Here is an 18,112-nt window from a genome sequence, read left to right on the forward strand (position 1 = left end):
TTTTACATTACAAAAATAGTTCATATATGTCAAAAACCAACTTAATACAGATTAAGAACCGCTATTCGATTGAGACAATAAAATAATGTTTTGAGTTAATCGAATTCCTGTTAAAATTCGAAATTTGAGTAACAAACAAATTCAGTATTAACTTAAAAAAATCAATATTATGTTACGTTGGACAGTCATATTTATTATTCTCGCTATAGTAGCAGGAATATTTGGTTTTGGTGGTATTGCTGCCGGAGCTGCGGGTATCGCAAAAGTGTTATTTTTTATATTTATTGTATTGTTTCTGATATCATTAATCAGTGGCAGAAGAAATGTCTAAATAAAACTTCAAAAAAAGTAAAAAACGACACATTTATTTAGTAAATGTGTCGTTTTGTAATTTTAAGTAAGCTCATGGCAAAAAATCGATGCTTATTGCCCTGGAAGAAATTGGGATTAAAAGAAGCTCTGCTAAAATGGATATAGCTGAAAAGAGAGTGATTCATTTTTACAGGAGCCTTTTTTCAAATATAATGGTATAATGTTGGTTTAAAATAATTCTCCGGTTTTGAATAGTATGAATATTTCTTTGGCTGCTTCAGCCTGAAGGCTAAAGTACTGATTTCAAGATTTAAAAAAGATTTTCTGTACAAGATAAAAACCGTTAGAGAAATAAATCCTAACGGTTTTTTTGGTGGTATTAATTGATGTACTGCTTAAAATTTTCTGGGATCATTTTCAGGATAATCTTCTTCAGTTTCTTCTTCCTGAATATCATCTTCTTCGTATTCGTAATCATCCTCTTCTTCTATTTCTTCATCATCCTCATCAAGATCTTCTAAATCATCTTCAGTTTCATTGAAAGTATTTTCAAAAGAATCAGAAGGATTATCAAACTCGTCATTAACGATTCTTTCGTCTCCGTCAAGGTCTATTTCTTCGCCAATGTCGTCGCCTTCCAGATCTCTGTCAGTATGAAAATCATCATTTAAATCGTCCAGATCGTCTTCGTCATTTGTGATTGGTTCATCCGGATTTGGTTTGTTCGGGTCATGACCATTTCGAACAGTAAATCCTTGCTCGGCGATTTCTCTGTTGGTCTGTTTCTGTTCATTGCTATTGTACAGTTCCTCATTCATAAGGAAATTTTTATCCGTAGTATTTTGATCTATAGTACTCATAATCATAGTTTTTAATGTTATTAATTATAACCTTATGGATTATTCATTTCGCTGTTCTAATTGGTCATAATCCAGGTTCTCATCATTTTGTATCCCTTCTTCTTCCTGTTCTGTTTTTTCAGGTTTGTAATAGTTATCATCTTCCTGATGTTTTCTCACATATTCTTCTTCGCTGATGCTTCCGTCGTTAGGAATATTTTCATTTCGAAAGATGTTGTCTTTTTTTAAAAGTTTATCAATTGCGTTTTCGATTAAAACGGCAGCATCAGGATCTAAAAAACCTCCCTGAAATTTTTGTTCAAAGTATAGCTGTGCGTTTTCGTAATCGTTGTATTTATTGGTATGATATATAATGTGCGTTTTCATGGTATTTATTTTAATAATTTGATATTACAAAGCTATCCATCATATAAAGGAATCATCTTACAGGATTTACGAAACTCCTTTCATAATATACAGGTGTTCATCTTGAAACTTTGAATTTAAATGATATAAGCAAACGGTTTATTAACAGCCTAATTTTGAAAACATTAATAAATAAAAATTATAATTATGAAAACGAATAATAAACAAACAGAATCTAATGAGACTGCAAAAAAAAGCGGAGCAGCAAAATCAAAGTCAAATGCCGCATCCGGATTAACGGAATTGTTTGAAGATAGCCTTAAAGATATTTATTGGGCAGAGAAAGCTTTAACAAAAGCGCTTCCAACAATGGCAAAAAATGCAACTTCAGCTGATTTGATCGAAGCATTGAATGCTCACCTAACCGAAACAGAGGAACATGTAATCCGTCTGGAAAAAGTTTTTGAACTAATAGGTAAAAAAGCAACTGCAAAAAAATGTGATGCGATGGAAGGTTTAATTGAAGAAGGAAAATCAATCCTTGAAGAAACCGAATTAGGAGTGGTGCGAGATGCCGGAATTATTGCAGCAAGCCAAAAAATTGAACATTATGAAATTGCAACTTACGGAACATTAAGACAATTTGCAGAAACTTTAGGATTTGAAGAAGCTGCTGCTATATTAGAGCAAACACTTGATGAAGAAAAAGGAGCAGACAAAACACTTACTGAAGTAGCGGTAAGTGCAGTAAATCTCGAAGCTGCAGAACTAGATTAATTTTAACACTAAAAAAGTACAGTTCTCTACTGTGCTTTTTTTAGTTTTAATTGAATGAATTATGCCGGAAGGTCCATCCATAGTGATATTAAAAGAAGCAGTGCAGCAATTTTCTGGACAAAAAATTATTGATGTTTCCGGGAATAGCAGCATTGCTATTTTGAGATTAAAAAATAAAACAATACGTGAGTTTAAAACATGGGGCAAACATTTTCTCATTTGTTTCGACGACTTTACCGTCAAAATTCATATGCTGATGTTTGGTACTTACCGGATTAATGAAAGGAAGGAAACATTGCCCAGGCTAAGTCTGATTTTTGCTAATGGGGAACTTAATTTTTATACCTGCTCTATTAAAATTTTAGAAGGAGACATCAACCTTTATTATAAGTGGGAAGAAGATGTAATGAATGAAAACTGGGAACCGGAAAAAGCAAAACAGAGTTTGGAGAAAATTCCGCAAATGATGATTTGTGATGCCTTGCTGGAGCAAAATATATTTTCAGGAGTAGGGAATATCATCAAAAATGAAGTTTTGTACCGATGCAAAATTCACCCGGAATCTTTAGTTGGTCAAATTCCAAAAAAAGATATACAAAATCTTATTGATGAAAGTGTTATTTATAGTTTTCAGTTTCTGGAATGGAAGAAGAAGTATGAGTTGAAAAAGCACTGGCTTGCGCATACAAAAAAAACTTGTGTACGCTGTAATCTTCCACTCGTAAAGAAATATACAGGCGCTAAAAAAAGACGAAGCTTCTTTTGCACTAACTGTCAGAAATTATATCTATGAAAAATGTAGTTTTAACAGGCTGTTCCAGTTTCAATAACCGCTTTTGGAAAGATGTTTTTTATCCTCAAAATCTCCCTGTGTCTAAATGGTTCGAATACTATTGCAAACATTTCGATACGTATGAATTCAATGGTAGTTTTTATAAATTCCCAACAACAAAGATATTAGACAATTGGTATAAAAAAGCACCGGAAGACTTTATATTTTCGGTTAAAGTGCACAAAGAAATCACGCATATTAAAAAGTTTGTAAATTGTAAAAATCTTATTGATGATTTTTATACTATTTCCAAAAATGGCTTAAAAGAAAAATTAGGCTGTATTTTGTTTCAGTTCCCGCCAGGGTATCACTACAGCAAAGAAAAGCTGAATAATATAGTAGATAATTTAAATCCGGAATTTAAAAATGTGATTGAGTTTAGGCATGAAAGCTGGTGGAATGATGATGTCTGGCAAACATTCCTTGAAAACAATATTACTTTCTGTAGCGTTAGTTATCCCGGTTTGCAACAGACTATCTTCACTGAATTCCCCTTAATTTATATAAGGTTTCATGGTAATAAAAAACTTTTTTATTCGGGTTATTCAAAAGATGAACTACACCAGGTAAAGAATAAGCTCGAAAACAAAAATGGGTTTGTGTATTTTAATAATACAGCAGGCACTGAGGGAATCTTAAATGCATTGGAATTCAGTAAAATATGAAAAGTGGCAATCGATTAAACTGCCACTTTTTAACTTTTATAACTCGAGATTGCCTTCAATACCGTCATCCATAGTTTTCCCGGTAACAAAAGCAACTGTCATTTTAGCAAGTGCCACCATTTTACCATGTTTGTTGTTCCAATAGTACCCGTCTTCCGGAACTACTTTAATGATACTAAGATTAGGATCATCTTCGCCACCAGTCATCCAGACTTTAATAATTGGATTCCATAGTTCCTTAATTCTTTCCCTATCGTAAGAGACAGTAGCATTGCCGTGCAGGAACAGAAACTTGTCGTGTGGCTGGGCAAATATGATTTCGACTTTTGAATTTTCCATAATCTCGGCATTCTTATTACTGTTTTTATCCGATAAGAAGAAAATATTCCCATTCTCGTCAATTTCCTGAAACGACATTGGTCGTGATTGTAATTTTCCATTTTTGTATGTACATAGCATACAGGTTTTGATATCTTCAGCCAAATCCTTTATTTTTTCTGCAGCCGAAACGTCTTTAAGGTCTTTATGATCTCCCATAGTTTTATTTTTTAATGATTATTTTAAATATATGTGAAAATAAAGGTCAGAATTTTCTTTTATTAATGGTTATATAATTCATTTCTAAGGTTATGGTATTTCAATTTCAATTCATCAGAAATTAGGAAATTATTGATAATTCTATTTAATTATATATCTTTGAATACACTTTATTAATTTCAAAAATACTTATGAATGATATAACTATATTCTACACTGATGATGACGAGGATGATTTAAGTATTTTTGCTGATGCAGTAGATTCATTGCAAAAAAACATAGTACTTCAGACTTATACAGGAGGAGAGAAATTGTTAAATGCTATTTATAATCCGCCTCCCACGCCTAGTGTTATCTTTCTGGATTTAAACATGCCGGGCAAAAACGGTTTTGATGTTTTGGCAGAACTATATAACAACGATGCAAAAAAAGATATTCCTGTAATTATCTTTTCTACTTCAAGCGAACCAGGAATAATTGAAAAGTGTCGTGCACTGGGTGCCAGTTATTTTGTGACAAAGCCAGTATTTTTGAGTGATATCATAAAAATTATAAATTTCACTCTCGAAATGGACTGGAAAAATTTTATTTCAACAGAACAAAATTTTGTTTATAAATCGTAAAACATCCAAAATCCATAAAGCAGCCAGTTTAGTCATAATTGGCTGCTTTTTTTATCCCTTTTGGAGTTCTCTATGCTATTACCAATTATTGAATTAATAAAGTTAAGTATTTAGCAATTCAATCTCTGATCAAAAGATTTTATGAGACAAAAAAAATATTTTTTGAGTTAAAAGCCTGATTCAGAATATATGAAATTTGTATTGATAAAGTTGGCTGTCTTATTAGGCCTCCATAAAAGAAATTGTCATGAAAAACGAACTTTCAAAACACGAATTAGAATATCTGGATGAGTATCAAAAAAAAGGATATTGCTGTAATTTTTTATTCCAGGATGGAGCACTTGTAGAAACCGAATCGAAATATTCTTATCATCCTGACGAGATATTCATTGTTGCACATCACCGATACGAAGGGATGAGCAATCCTGAGGATATGTCCATTTTATATATTATAGAAACAGGCGATGATAAAAAAGGGACTTATTTGTTAGGATATGGGCCTTCAGGAGATTTAGAAGCTGCAGAATTTTTTAAAGATATACCGGAAAAAAACTATTCGGCTAATGCAGACATTGATAAACTCACTTAAAAATTAGATTTATAGATATAGGTTAAGGATTTTTTTATTTTGCTGAAAAACAGCTGTTTCAAATGTTAGTTTGGAGCAGCTGTTTTGTTTATATGCTACTTTTCAATTAAAGTATTAATTATGAAAGTTGTACGAAAAATTATATAACACTAAAAATCTGCACTTAAACGAAATTTGAATTGTTCAAAAGAGAAAGATTATGATGTAATAGTTAAAAAAATTTGAACACCTAATTATAAACTTTAATTGTAATCAGATGAAAAAACTTTACATAAATACAGGCGGAATAAATACTATTTTTAATGACCTTAAAGAGGATCTTACTGGTAGTTTGACTTTAGAAAATAATCAATACAACCTGAAAGTTAAGTCCAAAAACGCAAATGGAATTATCAACGGTATTACGCTAAATAAACAAATTTCATACATTCAGTTTGATATTGTTTTTAATGAGGATATTGAATTGAGTATGGAGTCGTTTGCCAATTCGCCTATTTTATTTACTTATTGTTTTGAAGGTAATCTGACTCACAGTTTCGGAATTAACGGTGAGAGAAAAAAAATAAAACCAAACCAAACCGGTATTATCAGAAATACATCAAATATAAATAGTGTATTGCATTTTGAAGGATATAAACGTGTAAAGTTTTCTATGATTTGTAATAATACCTATCATGCTGCGGTCTCTGAAAACAGCAAATTGTTTTTAGGTTTAAAAAAGAGATTCATAAGCAAGTCCGGGAATTATATTCATGTTGGCCAGCAAAATTCGAAAATAGCTGAAAAAATTAAAGAGTTTAACGCCGTTCCTCAAAAAGGAATAGTTAAGAATTTGCTGAAAAACAGAATTTTAGAAAATATATTAGAAATTGAACTCGATCAGCATACTTATGGATATACAAAAAGCATACAGCCAATTTTGTCACTGGCAAACAGACAAATAGAAGGACTGAGAAAAGTTTCTAATTTAAATGTTCTTGAAATTTTTTCAGGAGGTGGTGTAACAGGGCGAAATTATTTTCCGAGATTACTTAAAGAGAAATACCATTTGTCTTTTAATAAATCATACAATCAAAAACTAGTTAGCTAATAAGCATCACATATTGAAAAAAAACAGCTTTTACTGAAGCTGTTTTTTTTATTTACAGGAGTTTTAAGACTATTGTTCTTTTTCGTAGTAAATGAGAAAGTAGACCATAATCAAATTTAAGAAGAGCGAAATGCTGTTTGTAACGATTATAGGTAAATCTTTTTTTAAAATTCCGTACAAAATCCACACTGCAATTCCAAAAGTCAGGACTCCAAAAGTAAGCAGTGAAATTTGTTTTACCTTTTTTGTTTTCCAGACTTTTATGATTTGCGGGATAACCGAAATGGTCACGCAAATTCCCGCAAAAAGGCCAATCAGATCAACGTAATTCATATTTTTTATTATTTAATTAGCCTCCTACAAGTTCTCCGCCGTTTATATGAATGAATTGTCCAGTGATGTAGCTGCTGTCTTCAGAAGCTAAAAAAACATACGCCGGACCAACTTCAGACGGCTGACCTGCTCTTCCCATAGGATTGTCTTGTCCAAAATCAGAAACTTTATCAAATGTTGCGACAATCAGCGGTGTCCAGATAGGACCAGGAGCAACTCCGTTTACCCTGATCTGTTTTTTTGCCAGCATAGTTGATAATGACCTGGTAAAAGTCAGAATTGCACCTTTTGTACTCGAGTAATCCAGCAGGTGTTCACTTCCACGGTAAGCAGTGACCGAACTTGTGTTTATGATACTGTCTCCTTTATTTAAAAAAGGCAAAGCAGCTTTGGTAATATAAAAATAAGGGTAAATGTTGGTCTCAAATGTTTTTTGAAGCTGTGCCGTAGTAATCTTTTCAAGCTCATTTTGAGGGAACTGTACCGCTGCATTATTAACAACAATATTGAGTTTGCCAAATGTTTTGACGCAGCTTTTTATGGCATTTTTGCAAAATTTTTCATCTTTCAGATCTCCACTTATAAGCAGGCATTGCTGGCCTTCTTTCTCGACAAGTTCTTTTGTTTTTTGAGCATCTTTGTCTTCTTTTAAATATACAATTGCAATATTGGCGCCTTCTCTGGCAAAATGCACAGCAGCACTTCGCCCAATTCCGCTGTCACCTCCGGTTATAAACGCTACTTTGTCCAAAAGTTTTCCGCTGCCGGTATAATTCTCTTTAATAATTTCTGGTTCAGGGTTCATTAAATATTCGTTTCCCGGCAAATTTTGTTTTTGTTCAGGAAATGTTTTGATATTTTTCATAACTCTTTCATTTTTAATATTTAAATTAAAATTATTATGAACAGATTAAAATCTTTAACTTAAAAGGTTTTATCATTGTCGCAAAAAGTCAGGGAATTGTCGGGATGGGAATTATGTAATGATTATAATTTTAAATAAAAAACGGTTCATTTTTTTTTAAATACATTTGAAAGTTTATAAACTTTAAATTTGAAAGAGAATTTTAAAAATTTATATTAACCATAACAAATTTAGACCAGAAATAGATGATATTGATTGTAGACGATATAAAGGCAAATATAATTGCCTTAAAAAAAACTTTAGAGCTGCATAATATCGAAGTAGATACTGCGGAATCAGGCGAAGAGGCATTGAAGAAAATTTTACAAATTAACTACTGTCTTATAATCATGGATGTTCAGATGCCTGGTCTGGATGGTTTTGAGGTAGTAAAAATTCTTTCCGGGAATAAGAAAACAAAAGACATTCCTGTAATTTTTCTTTCAGCACTTAATATTGAAAAGAAATACATTTTTAAAGGTTATGAGACCGGTGCGGTAGAATATATTACTAAACCTGTTGACACTGATCTGCTGATTTTAAAAGTAAAAACCTTTCTGAAAATTTACGAACAGCAGAACCAGCTAAAAGAAATGAAAGAACTGCTTTCTAAAGAAATTAAAGTTCGAAAAGAAGCGCAGGACAACCTGGAAGTAAAAATCACCGAAAGGACGAAAGAACTGATCTTAAAAAATGAAGAACTGGAACTTAAAAACCATGAGCTTCAGCAGTTTGCCTGGGTAGTTTCGCATGATTTGAATGAGCCCATAAGAAAGATTCAAATCTTTATCAAAATTATCAAAGATCTTTATCTGGCAAAAGATGATAAAGCCGTTGATTATGTAAACCGTACCATTAAATCGGCAGAAAGAATGCAGACTTTAATTACAGATTTACTGGCTTATTCAAGGTTATCATCAAAAGTTCAGCCTGAAAAAACCGATTTAAATGAGGTGTTGCAGGAAGTACTTTCTGATTTTGATTATCTCATCGAAAGCAAGAATGCAACAGTAAAAACAAATGTGCTTCCCACTATTGACAGTATTCCGAGCCAGTTGCGTCAGGTTTTTCAAAATTTGATTGGAAACGCCCTTAAGTTTTCGAACAATACCCAAAACCCTGTCATAGAGGTCACCTCTGAATTAATTGAAACCAAAGATTTTGATGGAAAACCTTCTCCTGACGGAAAATATTGCCGTATTATTGTAAAAGACAACGGAATTGGTTTTGATGAGATTTACCTTGACAGGATTTTCATCATTTTTCAGAGCTTAAACGACCGCCAAAGCTATGAGGGAACCGGTATTGGACTGGCAATTGCAAAAAAAATAATTGAAAAACACAACGGATTAATTACAGCTAAAAGTCAGGTTGGACAGGGTGCGAGTTTTATTATGATTTTACCTTTAGAATATCAGGACATAAAATAATTTATATGAAGCAAAATAACTTTAAAAGAAATTTATTAATCAGTTCATTGGTTTCTTTATTAATATTAATGATCAGCTCAACGGCTTCATTTCTAAGTATCAAAAGCCTACTGAACAGTAATTACTGGGTAAACCACACTCAGGAAGTAATTTACAATTTAAACGAAGGGATATCAGTCGTTACAGATGCCCAGACGAGTATGAGAGGCTTCTTAATAACAGGAAATGAAGGATTTTTAGAACAATATAATGACGCAGAAAAAAAATCAGACAGTTTCTTTAATAAACTGGATGAATTAACAACAGATAATCCATTACAACAAAAGAACTTACAAAAAGTAAAACAGAGTACTGCTGCTTTTTATAAATACCTGCATAATCAGGTTGTTAAAAAGCGCCTGGGCAAAGGTGCTGTTTCCTTTGATCTTAATGAAGGAAAAAAAATGATGGATGAATTGCGGGCAGACTATAAACTTATAGAAAGTTCAGAGCAATCACTTTTGAAAAAACGAAATGCAGATTCGGAACGATATGGTAATTATAGCTTTATTTTAATCATAGCTGCTTTTATCATTGCATTTATCATAACAATTGTGTTCCTGCTGCGCATTTTAAAAGATTATAATGAACGCTCCTTTCTTCAGGAAGAATTAGAACGGAAAGATATTGAAACCGCGCAGAGAATTGAGGCAATAAGTACCATTGCGGCTAATATTTCCAAAGGAAATTATGACATAAAGGTTGACGATACAAAATCTGATGCCCTGGGTAGTGTAGGAGAATCTTTAAACAGCATGGGGGCTTCCTTAAAATCTTCTTTTGATTTACTCTTACAAAAGGAATGGCTGCAGACCGGAATTGCTCAGCTAAATAATGTGATGATTGGGGATAAAGAACTGGAAAAACTATCCAGGGACGTTATTGAATTTTTGTGCCAATATACAAAAAGCAGCGCAGGCGTGATCTATGCGATCGAGGGTGATGAGTTGTATGCAATTTCAGGTTACAGCTACCTACCTAATAAAAGCAGAGAACATATCCAACATGGAGAGGGATTAATTGGGCAATGTGTGGCTTCAAGAAAAATTCTTGAATTAAAGACATTTTCAGAAAATGATGTTCAGATTACCTATGCTTTGGGAGAAATAAAACCCAAACACATTGTTGCTGTACCTTTAATTGATACTAAAATCGAAGGCGCTTTTGAAATAGCAAGTGTAAAAGAATTTACTGAAATTGATTTGGAATTTCTGCAGGCTGTCTCCAACAATATTGCAATTGCCATAAAATCAACCCAGAACAGAAAACGGGTATTGGAACTTCTGGAGGAAACACAGGCACAATCAGAAGAATTAAGGATTCAGCATAGTGAACTTGAAGCCATGAATGCCGAATTAGAAACGCAGACCGAAAAACTTCAGGCTTCAGAAGAAGAATTAAGGGTACAGCAGGAAGAACTGGAACAGACTAATGAAGAATTATCAGAACGAAGTGTTTTACTAGAAGAGAGAAACACTGAAATTCAGAAAAAATCAGAAGCATTAGAGTTAACAACACGTTATAAATCAGAGTTTTTGGCTAATATGTCACATGAGCTAAGAACCCCTTTAAATTCAATTTTGTTATTAAGCCGATTATTATCAGAAAACAATAACAAAAGCATGAATTCAGAAGAAATCGAGTTTGCAAAGGTGATTCAGAGTTCCGGAAACAGTTTATTGGGCCTGATTGACGAAATTCTGGATTTGTCGAAAATTGAAGCAGGCAAAATGGAACTGGAGTTTTTAGATGTTTCCACTAAAGAAATAACGGACAATCTTTCTAATTTGTTTACACTGGTCGCTAAAGAGAAGAAAATCGATTTCAAAATTATTTCAGCCAATGCGCCGCTAGTTATTAAAACAGATAAAATGCGTCTGGAGCAAATCCTTAAAAATTTAATTTCAAATGCTATAAAATTTACAGAAGAAGGATCAGTAAGTTTAGAAATTAAAGTAAGTGATGACGATGACAAAATTATTTGTTTTATTGTAAAAGATACAGGAATCGGGATTCCTCTGGAAAAACAGCCTTTAATATTTGAAGCTTTCCAGCAAGCTGACGGATCAACCAAAAGAAAATATGGCGGTACAGGTTTAGGGCTATCCATAAGCAGAGAACTGGCAAAATTACTCAATGGAGAGATTATCCTGCATAGTAAAGAAAATGAAGGAAGCAGTTTTACTTTATGTCTGCCAGTTGTGGGCAAAGCTTTAAAAAAAATTACGGCTTTAAAAACACCTCCTATTGAAATTGCAGAACAGGAAGAAGAACAGGAAAAAAATACTAAGAGCAAATACATTAGTACTGTTATTCCGGATGAAATAGAAGACGACAGAAACTCAATTACCGATAATGACAGAGTAATTCTGATTGTAGAAGATGATATTAATTTTGCAAAATCACTGTTAGCTTTTAGCAGAAAAAAAGGATATAAAGCAGTCGTGGCAGTAAGAGGTGATTATGCCTTAAATTTTGCTTTAATGTACAAGCCAATTGGAGTTTTACTGGATATTGAGCTTCCGGTAAAAAGTGGCTGGGAAATTTTAGAAGAACTTAAAAATAACTCACAAACAAAGCATGTTCCGGTGCATATTATGTCATCGCATAAACTGAAACAGGAAAGTTTGTTAAAAGGAGCTGTTGATTTTCTTGACAAGCCTGTTGCGTTCGAAAAAATTCCGGATGTTTTTATGCGAATAGAGCATATCATTAGCAAAGAAGCCCAGAAGGTCCTGATTATTGAGGATAATCCCAAACATGCAAAGGCACTGTCTTACTTTTTAGAAACGTATAACATCAATTCTGAAATCAAAAGCGAAGTTTCTGCAGGTTTAATTGCACTGAATAAAAGCGATGTCGATTGTGTAATTTTAGATATGGGAATTCCTGACAAACAGGCTTATGAAATTCTGGATGGTGTTAAGAAAAGCCCAGGCTTAGAAAACTTGCCGGTAATTGTATTTACTGGAAAAAGCTTATCGCTTAAGGAAGAAATAAAAATTAAGAAATATGCAGATTCAATAATTGTTAAAACAGCACATTCTTACCAGAGGATGCTTGATGAGGTATCGCTTTTCCTCCATTTGGTTGAAGAAAACAAAATTCCGGATGGTAAAAAAGAAGGCCATAAAAAACTGAATCTACTCAATAATATTTTGTTTGATAAAACGGTTTTAATAGTAGATGATGACGTTCGTAATATTTATTCGCTGACAAAAGCACTGGAAGTTTTTAAAATGAATGTAATTACAGCTTTTGATGGTAAAGAGGCTATTAAAATGCTTGAAGAAAATCCAAATACAGATATTGTTTTGCTGGATATGATGATGCCTAATATGGATGGTTATGAAACTGCTGAAAAAATACGAAGTAATCCAAAACACCTTACTCTGCCGTTAATTGCTGTTACTGCAAAAGCAATGACAGGCGATCGGGAAAAGTGTATTAAAGCCGGAGCTTCAGATTATATTACGAAGCCTGTAGATATTGACCAGCTGTTGTCGTTATTGCGTGTTTGGCTGTATGATAAAGTTTAATAAAAAGTAGTAAAAATGAATAAAAAACGACTTTTAATTATTGATGATGATTCCAGAAATATTTTTGCTTTGGAAAATACGCTGCGTGCTAGATCATTTGATTGCTTATCATGTTTGAGCGCAGAGGAAGCTTTGAAAATATTAAAATCTGATGAAAAAATTGATGCAGTTTTAATAGATATGATGATGCCTGAAATGGATGGCTATGACGCCATTCCTTTAATAAAACAAATCCCCTCGCATGAATCTACTTTTGTTATAGCAGTAACAGCTCAGGCGATGACGGGTGATAAAGAAAAATGTTTGGAGGCCGGTGCAGATGACTACATCTCTAAGCCGGTTGATGTTGATAAATTGCTTATTATGTTGAGCAAAATCTGAATTTAATATGATAGAAGATATCGAACTGGAAACCCTTATTAATGAAGTGTATGAATATTATGGTTTTGATTTTGGTAGTTATTCAAGAGCATCCTTAAAAAGACGTGTCAACAGGATATATCAATTAGATGGATTTACTCATTTTGAAGATTTTTTGTCTAAAGTGAGATACGATCCGGAATATTATAAACATATGGTTGATGAAATTACGGTTAATGTTACAGAAATGTTTCGTGATCCGGCTTTTTATACTGTAATACGAAATCAAATTCTTCCGTTATTAGGTACAAAACCTTTTATTCGTTTATGGCATGCTGGCTGTTCGACAGGAGAAGAGGTATATTCTATGGCTATTCTGCTCAAAGAAGCAGGATTACTTCATAAATCCCTTATTTATGCTACGGATATAAATGCAAAGGTTCTGGATTCAGCAAAAAAAGGAATTTTTCCTCTGAGAATGATGAAGGAGTATTCTGAAAATTACAGGGATTCTGGTGGAAAAGAAGATTTTTCAAGTTATTATACCGCTAATTATGGTATTGCAAAATTTAACGATGATCTGGCTCAGAAAATGGTTTTTTCCCAGCACAACTTGGTCTCAGATACTTCGTTTAATGAATTTGATATGATTTTTTGCCGCAATGTACTGATCTATTTTGATAATGAATTACAAAAAAGGGTCATTAATTTATTTGATGATAGTCTTGCTGTTTTAGGATTTTTGGCTTTAGGAACAAAAGAAACCATAAAATACTCAATAGCTCCGGGAAAATACAAACAATTAGAGAGAGAAAAAATATGGAGAAAGATCAGATAGATCCAGATTTTAGCGTTGTAATTATAGGAGGTTCTGCAGGAAGTCTTAATGCACTAATGCAGATTTTACCACACCTGTCCGAAATTAAATCTTTTGCGATCGTAATTGTGGTGCATCGAAAAAGCACTGATGAACAGACTTTAGAAGAACTTATAGCTTTAAAAACCATCATAAATGTAAAACCGGTAGAGGATAAAGTTCCTTTTTTACCCGGATTTATTTATATCGCTCCTTCAAATTATCATTTATTATTCGAAAAAAACAGAACTTTATCACTTGATACTTCTGAAAAAATAAATTATAGCAGACCCAGTATTGATGTGTCTTTTGAATCGGCAGCAGAGGTTTACAAAAGCAATCTGACCGGAATTTTGCTGTCAGGATCAAACGCTGACGGTACATTGGGTTTGAAAGCAATTCAAAAAGAAGGAGGAACTGTGATTATTCAGGATCCAAAATCTGCCGAAATGCCTTATATGCCCAACAATGCGATTCAAAATACAGTACCCGATTATATTTTAAACATCAAGGAAATACTTCAGTTTATTCTTTCGATTGATAATTAAGTTTAAAACATCGGAAATTTGCCGAGAGAACTAATATCCATCATTTAATCTCTTATCCATTTTAACATTTTAGGAAAAGGTTGTCTGCCTTCTTTTGCGGCATTTACTTTCCCTAAGGCAAGTCCGATCCATTCCAGAAAAGGCAGTCCGATATAATTTTCACTGATAAAATTTGAAATGAGCCATTCCGACTCGTTTTTGTAACCATTAGGGTGAAAGACAAATTCAACAGGTAGTTCTAAATGTTTTGCAGCTGCAAAAGACCAGAGAATAGCTCCCATTTCTTCGCCCTCGGATGGCCAGTCAGGAGCCATTTCATCTGTGCCGGCAATTTTTCTTTCGGCTGAAGTTGTTACGGCCAGATGTCCGGCTTCATGAAGGATATCACCGGGGTACATTAATCTTTCATAATCAATATAAAGACAATTTGGCCCCAGACTTAATCCGGGCAAAAAAGAAGTTTCAAGCTCTTTTTCAACTACATCTATCCCGATTTCGCTCAAAAATGAAAGGATTTTTTCTAATTCGGCATACTGTTTTTCGTTCATAATTATTTCAGAATTAAATCAGTATACCAGAATCCGTAATCAAAAGCCTCTGTGTCATTTGTATCGCAGGCAGTATTGCCGGATTCTGTTTTTGGTTTTTCATATTTCCGATATACGGTTTCGCCAATTTCGAAATTGACAGCTTCTGAGAAAATAGGTCCATCAAAAGTAAAAGTATGAAATTCGCCATTTTCGCCACAAACATCTACATTTTCCGGTAAATCATTAATAAAATCCTGATCGATAATCCTGCCTGCAAAACTTTTGTCCAGATAGCGTTCGTTTACACAAACCACAATAGTTTTAAACCCTAAACCGATGAATTCCTGAATCAAATCAGAAGTAGGGATTTTCCAGATTGGAAAAAAGCCTTCAAAACCAATTTGGGCTAATTTGTCTTCACGGTATTTTCGTAAATCTTCCAGAAAAATATCTCCAAAAACAGAATGTGTAATACCTTTTTTTTTGAATCCGGATAAAGTTTCGTTCATGACATTTTCATACACTTCCATGGTTGGCATTTCCGGAATCTGCATTATTTTTAAAGGCAAACCAAGGCTTTTAGCCTGCTCTTTTAGTAATTCTACACGCACACCGTGCATAGAAATTCGCTGATATTGCTGATTGACGCTCGTGAGCAAACATTCGATTTTATATCCGGGATTCTGAAGAATTTTATACAAGGCCAGAGCAGAATCCTTTCCGCTGCTCCAGTTAAACAAGGCTTTTTTAGGTGTTGACACGTTCTCAAAATTTTCTAACGTAAACATACAAATTTCATTCGATTTGTTGATGAAACCTTTGTAACTTTGGATCCTGCCTTCAAATTTGTTTCAATGAAATACATTCTATTATTTTTCACCACCTTCGTTTTTGCACAACAAACCCAATTTGTCGATTTTAAATCGGTTTCAGGGCAATTAAAACTCAATCCTAATGAAAAATCGGTTTCAGGTTCCGTTGAATTTCAGTTTGAGGTTTTAAAGTCACTTGATACCATTAAAATTGATGCCAAAAACATGGAATTTTCAAAAGTAGAAATCAATCAGAAAGAAGTTTTTTTTATCAATACAGGCAAACAATTGCAAATCGCAGGTCATTTTCAGGAAGGAGAAAATCAATTAACTTTTCAGTACACCGTAAAACCAAAACAGGCTTTGTATTTTGTAAATGTTGAAAATGCTGAGGTACAAATCTGGACACAAGGGCAGGGAAGATACACGAGTAATTGGTTTCCGAGTTTTGATGATGTGAATGAAAAATTGATTTTTAACATTGGAATTACGTATGATAAAAATTATGAGGTTGTTTCTAACGGAATTTTGAAGAAAAAAATAGAAGAAAACAATCAGTTTCACTGGCAATACCAAATGGAAAAACCAATGAGCTCTTATTTATTGATGCTTGCGATTGGGAAATTTGATAAAAAAGAGTTCAAATCAAAATCTAAAATTCCGCTTGAATATTATTTGGAACCTAAAGATACAGATCGTTTTGAACCTACATATCGTTATTCAAAACGTATTTTTGACTTTTTAGAGAAAGAAATAGGCGTGAAATATCCCTGGAAAATCAACAGACAGATTCCAGTTCGGGACTTTTTGTATGCGGGAATGGAAAATACGACCACAACGCTTTTTGCTACCCGTTATATCGTGGATTCTATTGGTTTTAAAGATCGAAATTATACCAATGTTGATGCACACGAACTGGCACATCACTGGTTTGGGGATTTAATTACCGCCGAAAGCAGTACGCATCACTGGCTTCAGGAGGGTTTTGCAACCTATTATGCTCTATTGGCCGAAAAAGAAATTTATGGCGATGATTATTTTTATTCCAAATTATACGATACAGCACAACAACTCAAATTTGCTTCCAGAACAGATTCAATTCCGGTTTTAAACGCCAAAGCCAGTTCACTGACTTTTTACGAAAAAGGAGCCTGGGCGTTATTTGTTTTGCATGAATCAATTGGGGATAAAGCTTTTAAAAAGGCTATAAAAAGCTATTTAATGAAGTATGCTTATCAAACAGTCAATACACAGGATTTCTTTAACGAAATTAAAAAAGTATCCGATTTTGATTTGGATAAATTTCAGAAAACATGGCTGGAAACTACAGCTTTTGATACGCAAACTGCCAACGCCTTGCTGAGTAAAAATAAAGCAATTCAGGAACGTTTAGAAATTGATAAACTGAAAAAAATACCTTTGGCTGAAAAGGAGGGTAATTTTTTAAAAGTCTTAAAATCTGATACTTATGAGGCTGTAAAAGTATCCGTTATAAATCAAATTGAAAATGAAAAATTTGAAGCTAAAAAAGCACTTTTAACGACCGCTTTGCAAACTAATAATATAAAAGTTCGACAGGCTGTAGCCGAAAATTTATCGAAAATCCCTGAAGATTTTAGAACAGAATATGAAACTTTATTAGAGGAAAAGTCTTACCAGACACGGGAAATTGCGCTTTATTTTTTATGGAAAGATTTTCCTGAACTAAGGACATCATATCTTGATAAAACTAAAAGCTGGATTGGTTTCAACGATTACAATCTTCGTACGTTATGGCTTTCGTTAGCGTTGTCTACAGTAAACTACAGCAATGATCCTGAAGTTTTAATTTCAGAATTAATTGCTTTTTCTTCAACAAAATATGAAGCGACGACCAGACAAAATGCTTTAGAAAAATTAATTGCTTTTAAAATTATTAACGATCAGGTACTGCGTAATTTAGTCAATGCTACAACACATCACATGTGGCAGTTTTCCAAATTTGGAAGAGAAACTATCAGATTGTTATTAAAAAATTCTGAAATGCGTACTTCGTTTGAAAGAATTTTGCCTAATTTGACCCCCGATGAACAATTTCAGTTGAATCGTTTGTTGAAAGAATAGAAAATAGATGTAAGAACCAAGAGTCGGG

The 18,112-nt window shown here is 33.4% G+C and carries 20 protein-coding genes; 13 read left to right on the plus strand and 7 right to left on the minus strand.

Annotated features, from left to right (window positions below):
• Positions 1 to 169: 169 nt before the first annotated feature.
• Positions 170 to 331: a DUF1328 family protein gene (locus GXM17_RS18440; RefSeq protein ID WP_163401015.1), complete on the plus strand. Its 162-nt coding sequence runs from the start codon at positions 170 to 172 to the stop codon at positions 329 to 331.
• Between the two features lie 376 nt (positions 332 to 707).
• Here GXM17_RS18440 and GXM17_RS18445 read toward each other — a convergent pair whose 3' ends face one another.
• The gene (locus tag GXM17_RS18445) at positions 708 to 1,172 is read right to left on the minus strand and encodes a hypothetical protein (RefSeq protein WP_163401016.1); all 465 of its coding nucleotides are present in this window, start codon (positions 1,170 to 1,172) and stop codon (positions 708 to 710) included.
• Between the two features lie 39 nt (positions 1,173 to 1,211).
• Complete coding sequence (locus GXM17_RS18450) at positions 1,212 to 1,538, minus strand: hypothetical protein (RefSeq protein WP_163401017.1); 327 nt, start codon at positions 1,536 to 1,538, stop codon at positions 1,212 to 1,214.
• Between the two features lie 186 nt (positions 1,539 to 1,724).
• Here GXM17_RS18450 and GXM17_RS18455 point away from each other — a divergent pair, with 186 nt between their 5' ends.
• The 3 genes from GXM17_RS18455 to GXM17_RS18465 all read left to right on the plus strand — a co-directional run bounded on the left by GXM17_RS18455 (position 1,725) and on the right by GXM17_RS18465 (position 3,791).
• Positions 1,725 to 2,294: a YciE/YciF ferroxidase family protein gene (locus GXM17_RS18455; RefSeq protein ID WP_163401018.1), complete on the plus strand. Its 570-nt coding sequence runs from the start codon at positions 1,725 to 1,727 to the stop codon at positions 2,292 to 2,294.
• A gap of 61 nt (positions 2,295 to 2,355) precedes the next feature.
• On the plus strand, positions 2,356 to 3,087 hold the full coding sequence (locus tag GXM17_RS18460; protein WP_163401019.1) for a DNA-formamidopyrimidine glycosylase family protein: 732 nt from the start codon (positions 2,356 to 2,358) through the stop codon (positions 3,085 to 3,087).
• The gene (locus tag GXM17_RS18465) at positions 3,084 to 3,791 is read left to right on the plus strand and encodes a DUF72 domain-containing protein (RefSeq protein ID WP_163401020.1); all 708 of its coding nucleotides are present in this window, start codon (positions 3,084 to 3,086) and stop codon (positions 3,789 to 3,791) included. Before GXM17_RS18460 ends, GXM17_RS18465 begins: the two co-directional genes overlap by 4 nt.
• A 36-nt stretch (positions 3,792 to 3,827) precedes the next feature.
• Here the strand turns inward: GXM17_RS18465 and GXM17_RS18470 are convergent, their stop codons facing one another.
• Positions 3,828 to 4,328: a pyridoxamine 5'-phosphate oxidase family protein gene (locus GXM17_RS18470; RefSeq protein WP_163401021.1), complete on the minus strand. Its 501-nt coding sequence runs from the start codon at positions 4,326 to 4,328 to the stop codon at positions 3,828 to 3,830.
• Between the two features lie 191 nt (positions 4,329 to 4,519).
• Between GXM17_RS18470 and GXM17_RS18475 the strand changes: the two genes are divergently transcribed.
• From GXM17_RS18475 to GXM17_RS18485, 3 genes are all read left to right on the plus strand, one after another.
• Complete coding sequence (locus GXM17_RS18475) at positions 4,520 to 4,951, plus strand: response regulator (RefSeq protein ID WP_163401022.1); 432 nt, start codon at positions 4,520 to 4,522, stop codon at positions 4,949 to 4,951.
• A gap of 247 nt (positions 4,952 to 5,198) precedes the next feature.
• Entirely contained in the window at positions 5,199 to 5,540 is a 342-nt protein-coding gene (locus tag GXM17_RS18480) for a hypothetical protein (RefSeq protein WP_163401023.1), read from the plus strand.
• Positions 5,541 to 5,796: 256 nt separating this feature from the next.
• Complete coding sequence (locus tag GXM17_RS18485) at positions 5,797 to 6,630, plus strand: hypothetical protein (protein ID WP_163401024.1); 834 nt, start codon at positions 5,797 to 5,799, stop codon at positions 6,628 to 6,630.
• A 69-nt stretch (positions 6,631 to 6,699) separates the two neighbouring features.
• Here the strand turns inward: GXM17_RS18485 and GXM17_RS18490 are convergent, their stop codons facing one another.
• Complete coding sequence (locus GXM17_RS18490; RefSeq protein ID WP_163401025.1) at positions 6,700 to 6,963, minus strand: SemiSWEET family sugar transporter; 264 nt, start codon at positions 6,961 to 6,963, stop codon at positions 6,700 to 6,702.
• Positions 6,964 to 6,979: 16 nt separating this feature from the next.
• Positions 6,980 to 7,828: an SDR family oxidoreductase gene (locus GXM17_RS18495; protein WP_163401026.1), complete on the minus strand. Its 849-nt coding sequence runs from the start codon at positions 7,826 to 7,828 to the stop codon at positions 6,980 to 6,982.
• Positions 7,829 to 8,073: 245 nt separating this feature from the next.
• Here GXM17_RS18495 and GXM17_RS18500 point away from each other — a divergent pair, with 245 nt between their 5' ends.
• From GXM17_RS18500 to GXM17_RS18520, 5 genes are read left to right on the plus strand one after another with little or no spacing between them, the layout of a single operon-like run.
• A complete protein-coding gene (locus GXM17_RS18500) occupies positions 8,074 to 9,297 on the plus strand; it encodes a hybrid sensor histidine kinase/response regulator (protein WP_163401027.1) in 1,224 nt (407 codons plus the stop codon).
• Positions 9,298 to 9,302: 5 nt separating this feature from the next.
• Positions 9,303 to 12,875, plus strand: a complete 3,573-nt coding sequence (locus tag GXM17_RS18505; RefSeq protein WP_163401028.1) for a response regulator — start codon at positions 9,303 to 9,305, stop codon at positions 12,873 to 12,875.
• Between the two features lie 15 nt (positions 12,876 to 12,890).
• Positions 12,891 to 13,256, plus strand: coding sequence for a response regulator (locus GXM17_RS18510; RefSeq protein WP_163401029.1), 366 nt, complete (start codon positions 12,891 to 12,893; stop codon positions 13,254 to 13,256).
• Between the two features lie 7 nt (positions 13,257 to 13,263).
• Positions 13,264 to 14,073 (plus strand): CheR family methyltransferase, encoded by an 810-nt coding sequence (locus GXM17_RS18515; RefSeq protein WP_163401030.1) that lies wholly within the window; start codon positions 13,264 to 13,266, stop codon positions 14,071 to 14,073.
• Positions 14,055 to 14,639 carry a chemotaxis protein CheB gene (locus tag GXM17_RS18520; protein WP_163401031.1) on the plus strand — a complete coding sequence of 195 codons (585 nt, stop codon included), beginning with the start codon at positions 14,055 to 14,057 and terminating at the stop codon, positions 14,637 to 14,639. Before GXM17_RS18515 ends, GXM17_RS18520 begins: the two co-directional genes overlap by 19 nt.
• Positions 14,640 to 14,683: 44 nt before the next feature.
• On the opposite strand, the gene GXM17_RS18525 is transcribed toward GXM17_RS18520, so the two are convergent.
• The gene (locus GXM17_RS18525) at positions 14,684 to 15,187 is read right to left on the minus strand and encodes a hypothetical protein (RefSeq protein WP_163401032.1); all 504 of its coding nucleotides are present in this window, start codon (positions 15,185 to 15,187) and stop codon (positions 14,684 to 14,686) included.
• Positions 15,188 to 15,189: 2 nt separating this feature from the next.
• Positions 15,190 to 15,957, minus strand: a complete 768-nt coding sequence (locus GXM17_RS18530) for a Dph6-related ATP pyrophosphatase (RefSeq protein WP_163401033.1) — start codon at positions 15,955 to 15,957, stop codon at positions 15,190 to 15,192.
• A gap of 66 nt (positions 15,958 to 16,023) precedes the next feature.
• On the opposite strand from GXM17_RS18530, the gene GXM17_RS18535 reads away from it, so the two are divergent.
• Entirely contained in the window at positions 16,024 to 18,084 is a 2,061-nt protein-coding gene (locus GXM17_RS18535) for a M1 family metallopeptidase (protein ID WP_163401034.1), read from the plus strand.
• Positions 18,085 to 18,112: the final 28 nt, after the last annotated feature.

Source organism: Flavobacterium fluviatile (assembly GCF_010645065.1).
GTDB classification, from domain to species: Bacteria; Bacteroidota; Bacteroidia; order Flavobacteriales; family Flavobacteriaceae; genus Flavobacterium; species Flavobacterium fluviatile.

Coding starts and splice junctions, on each gene's coding strand:
- GXM17_RS18455 (WP_163401018.1), top strand. CDS start 1,725: ATGAAAACGAATAATAAACAAACAGAATCTAATGAGACTGCAAAAAAA.
- GXM17_RS18530 (WP_163401033.1), bottom strand. CDS start 15,957: ATGTTTACGTTAGAAAATTTTGAGAACGTGTCAACACCTAAAAAAGCC.
- GXM17_RS18465 (WP_163401020.1), top strand. CDS start 3,084: ATGAAAAATGTAGTTTTAACAGGCTGTTCCAGTTTCAATAACCGCTTT.
- GXM17_RS18500 (WP_163401027.1), top strand. CDS start 8,074: ATGATATTGATTGTAGACGATATAAAGGCAAATATAATTGCCTTAAAA.
- GXM17_RS18460 (WP_163401019.1), top strand. CDS start 2,356: ATGCCGGAAGGTCCATCCATAGTGATATTAAAAGAAGCAGTGCAGCAA.
- GXM17_RS18445 (WP_163401016.1), bottom strand. CDS start 1,172: ATGAGTACTATAGATCAAAATACTACGGATAAAAATTTCCTTATGAAT.
- GXM17_RS18510 (WP_163401029.1), top strand. CDS start 12,891: ATGAATAAAAAACGACTTTTAATTATTGATGATGATTCCAGAAATATT.
- GXM17_RS18475 (WP_163401022.1), top strand. CDS start 4,520: ATGAATGATATAACTATATTCTACACTGATGATGACGAGGATGATTTA.
- GXM17_RS18440 (WP_163401015.1), top strand. CDS start 170: ATGTTACGTTGGACAGTCATATTTATTATTCTCGCTATAGTAGCAGGA.
- GXM17_RS18495 (WP_163401026.1), bottom strand. CDS start 7,828: ATGAAAAATATCAAAACATTTCCTGAACAAAAACAAAATTTGCCGGGA.
- GXM17_RS18535 (WP_163401034.1), top strand. CDS start 16,024: ATGAAATACATTCTATTATTTTTCACCACCTTCGTTTTTGCACAACAA.
- GXM17_RS18490 (WP_163401025.1), bottom strand. CDS start 6,963: ATGAATTACGTTGATCTGATTGGCCTTTTTGCGGGAATTTGCGTGACC.
- GXM17_RS18525 (WP_163401032.1), bottom strand. CDS start 15,187: ATGAACGAAAAACAGTATGCCGAATTAGAAAAAATCCTTTCATTTTTG.
- GXM17_RS18485 (WP_163401024.1), top strand. CDS start 5,797: ATGAAAAAACTTTACATAAATACAGGCGGAATAAATACTATTTTTAAT.
- GXM17_RS18480 (WP_163401023.1), top strand. CDS start 5,199: ATGAAAAACGAACTTTCAAAACACGAATTAGAATATCTGGATGAGTAT.
- GXM17_RS18505 (WP_163401028.1), top strand. CDS start 9,303: ATGAAGCAAAATAACTTTAAAAGAAATTTATTAATCAGTTCATTGGTT.
- GXM17_RS18470 (WP_163401021.1), bottom strand. CDS start 4,328: ATGGGAGATCATAAAGACCTTAAAGACGTTTCGGCTGCAGAAAAAATA.
- GXM17_RS18515 (WP_163401030.1), top strand. CDS start 13,264: ATGATAGAAGATATCGAACTGGAAACCCTTATTAATGAAGTGTATGAA.
- GXM17_RS18450 (WP_163401017.1), bottom strand. CDS start 1,538: ATGAAAACGCACATTATATATCATACCAATAAATACAACGATTACGAA.
- GXM17_RS18520 (WP_163401031.1), top strand. CDS start 14,055: ATGGAGAAAGATCAGATAGATCCAGATTTTAGCGTTGTAATTATAGGA.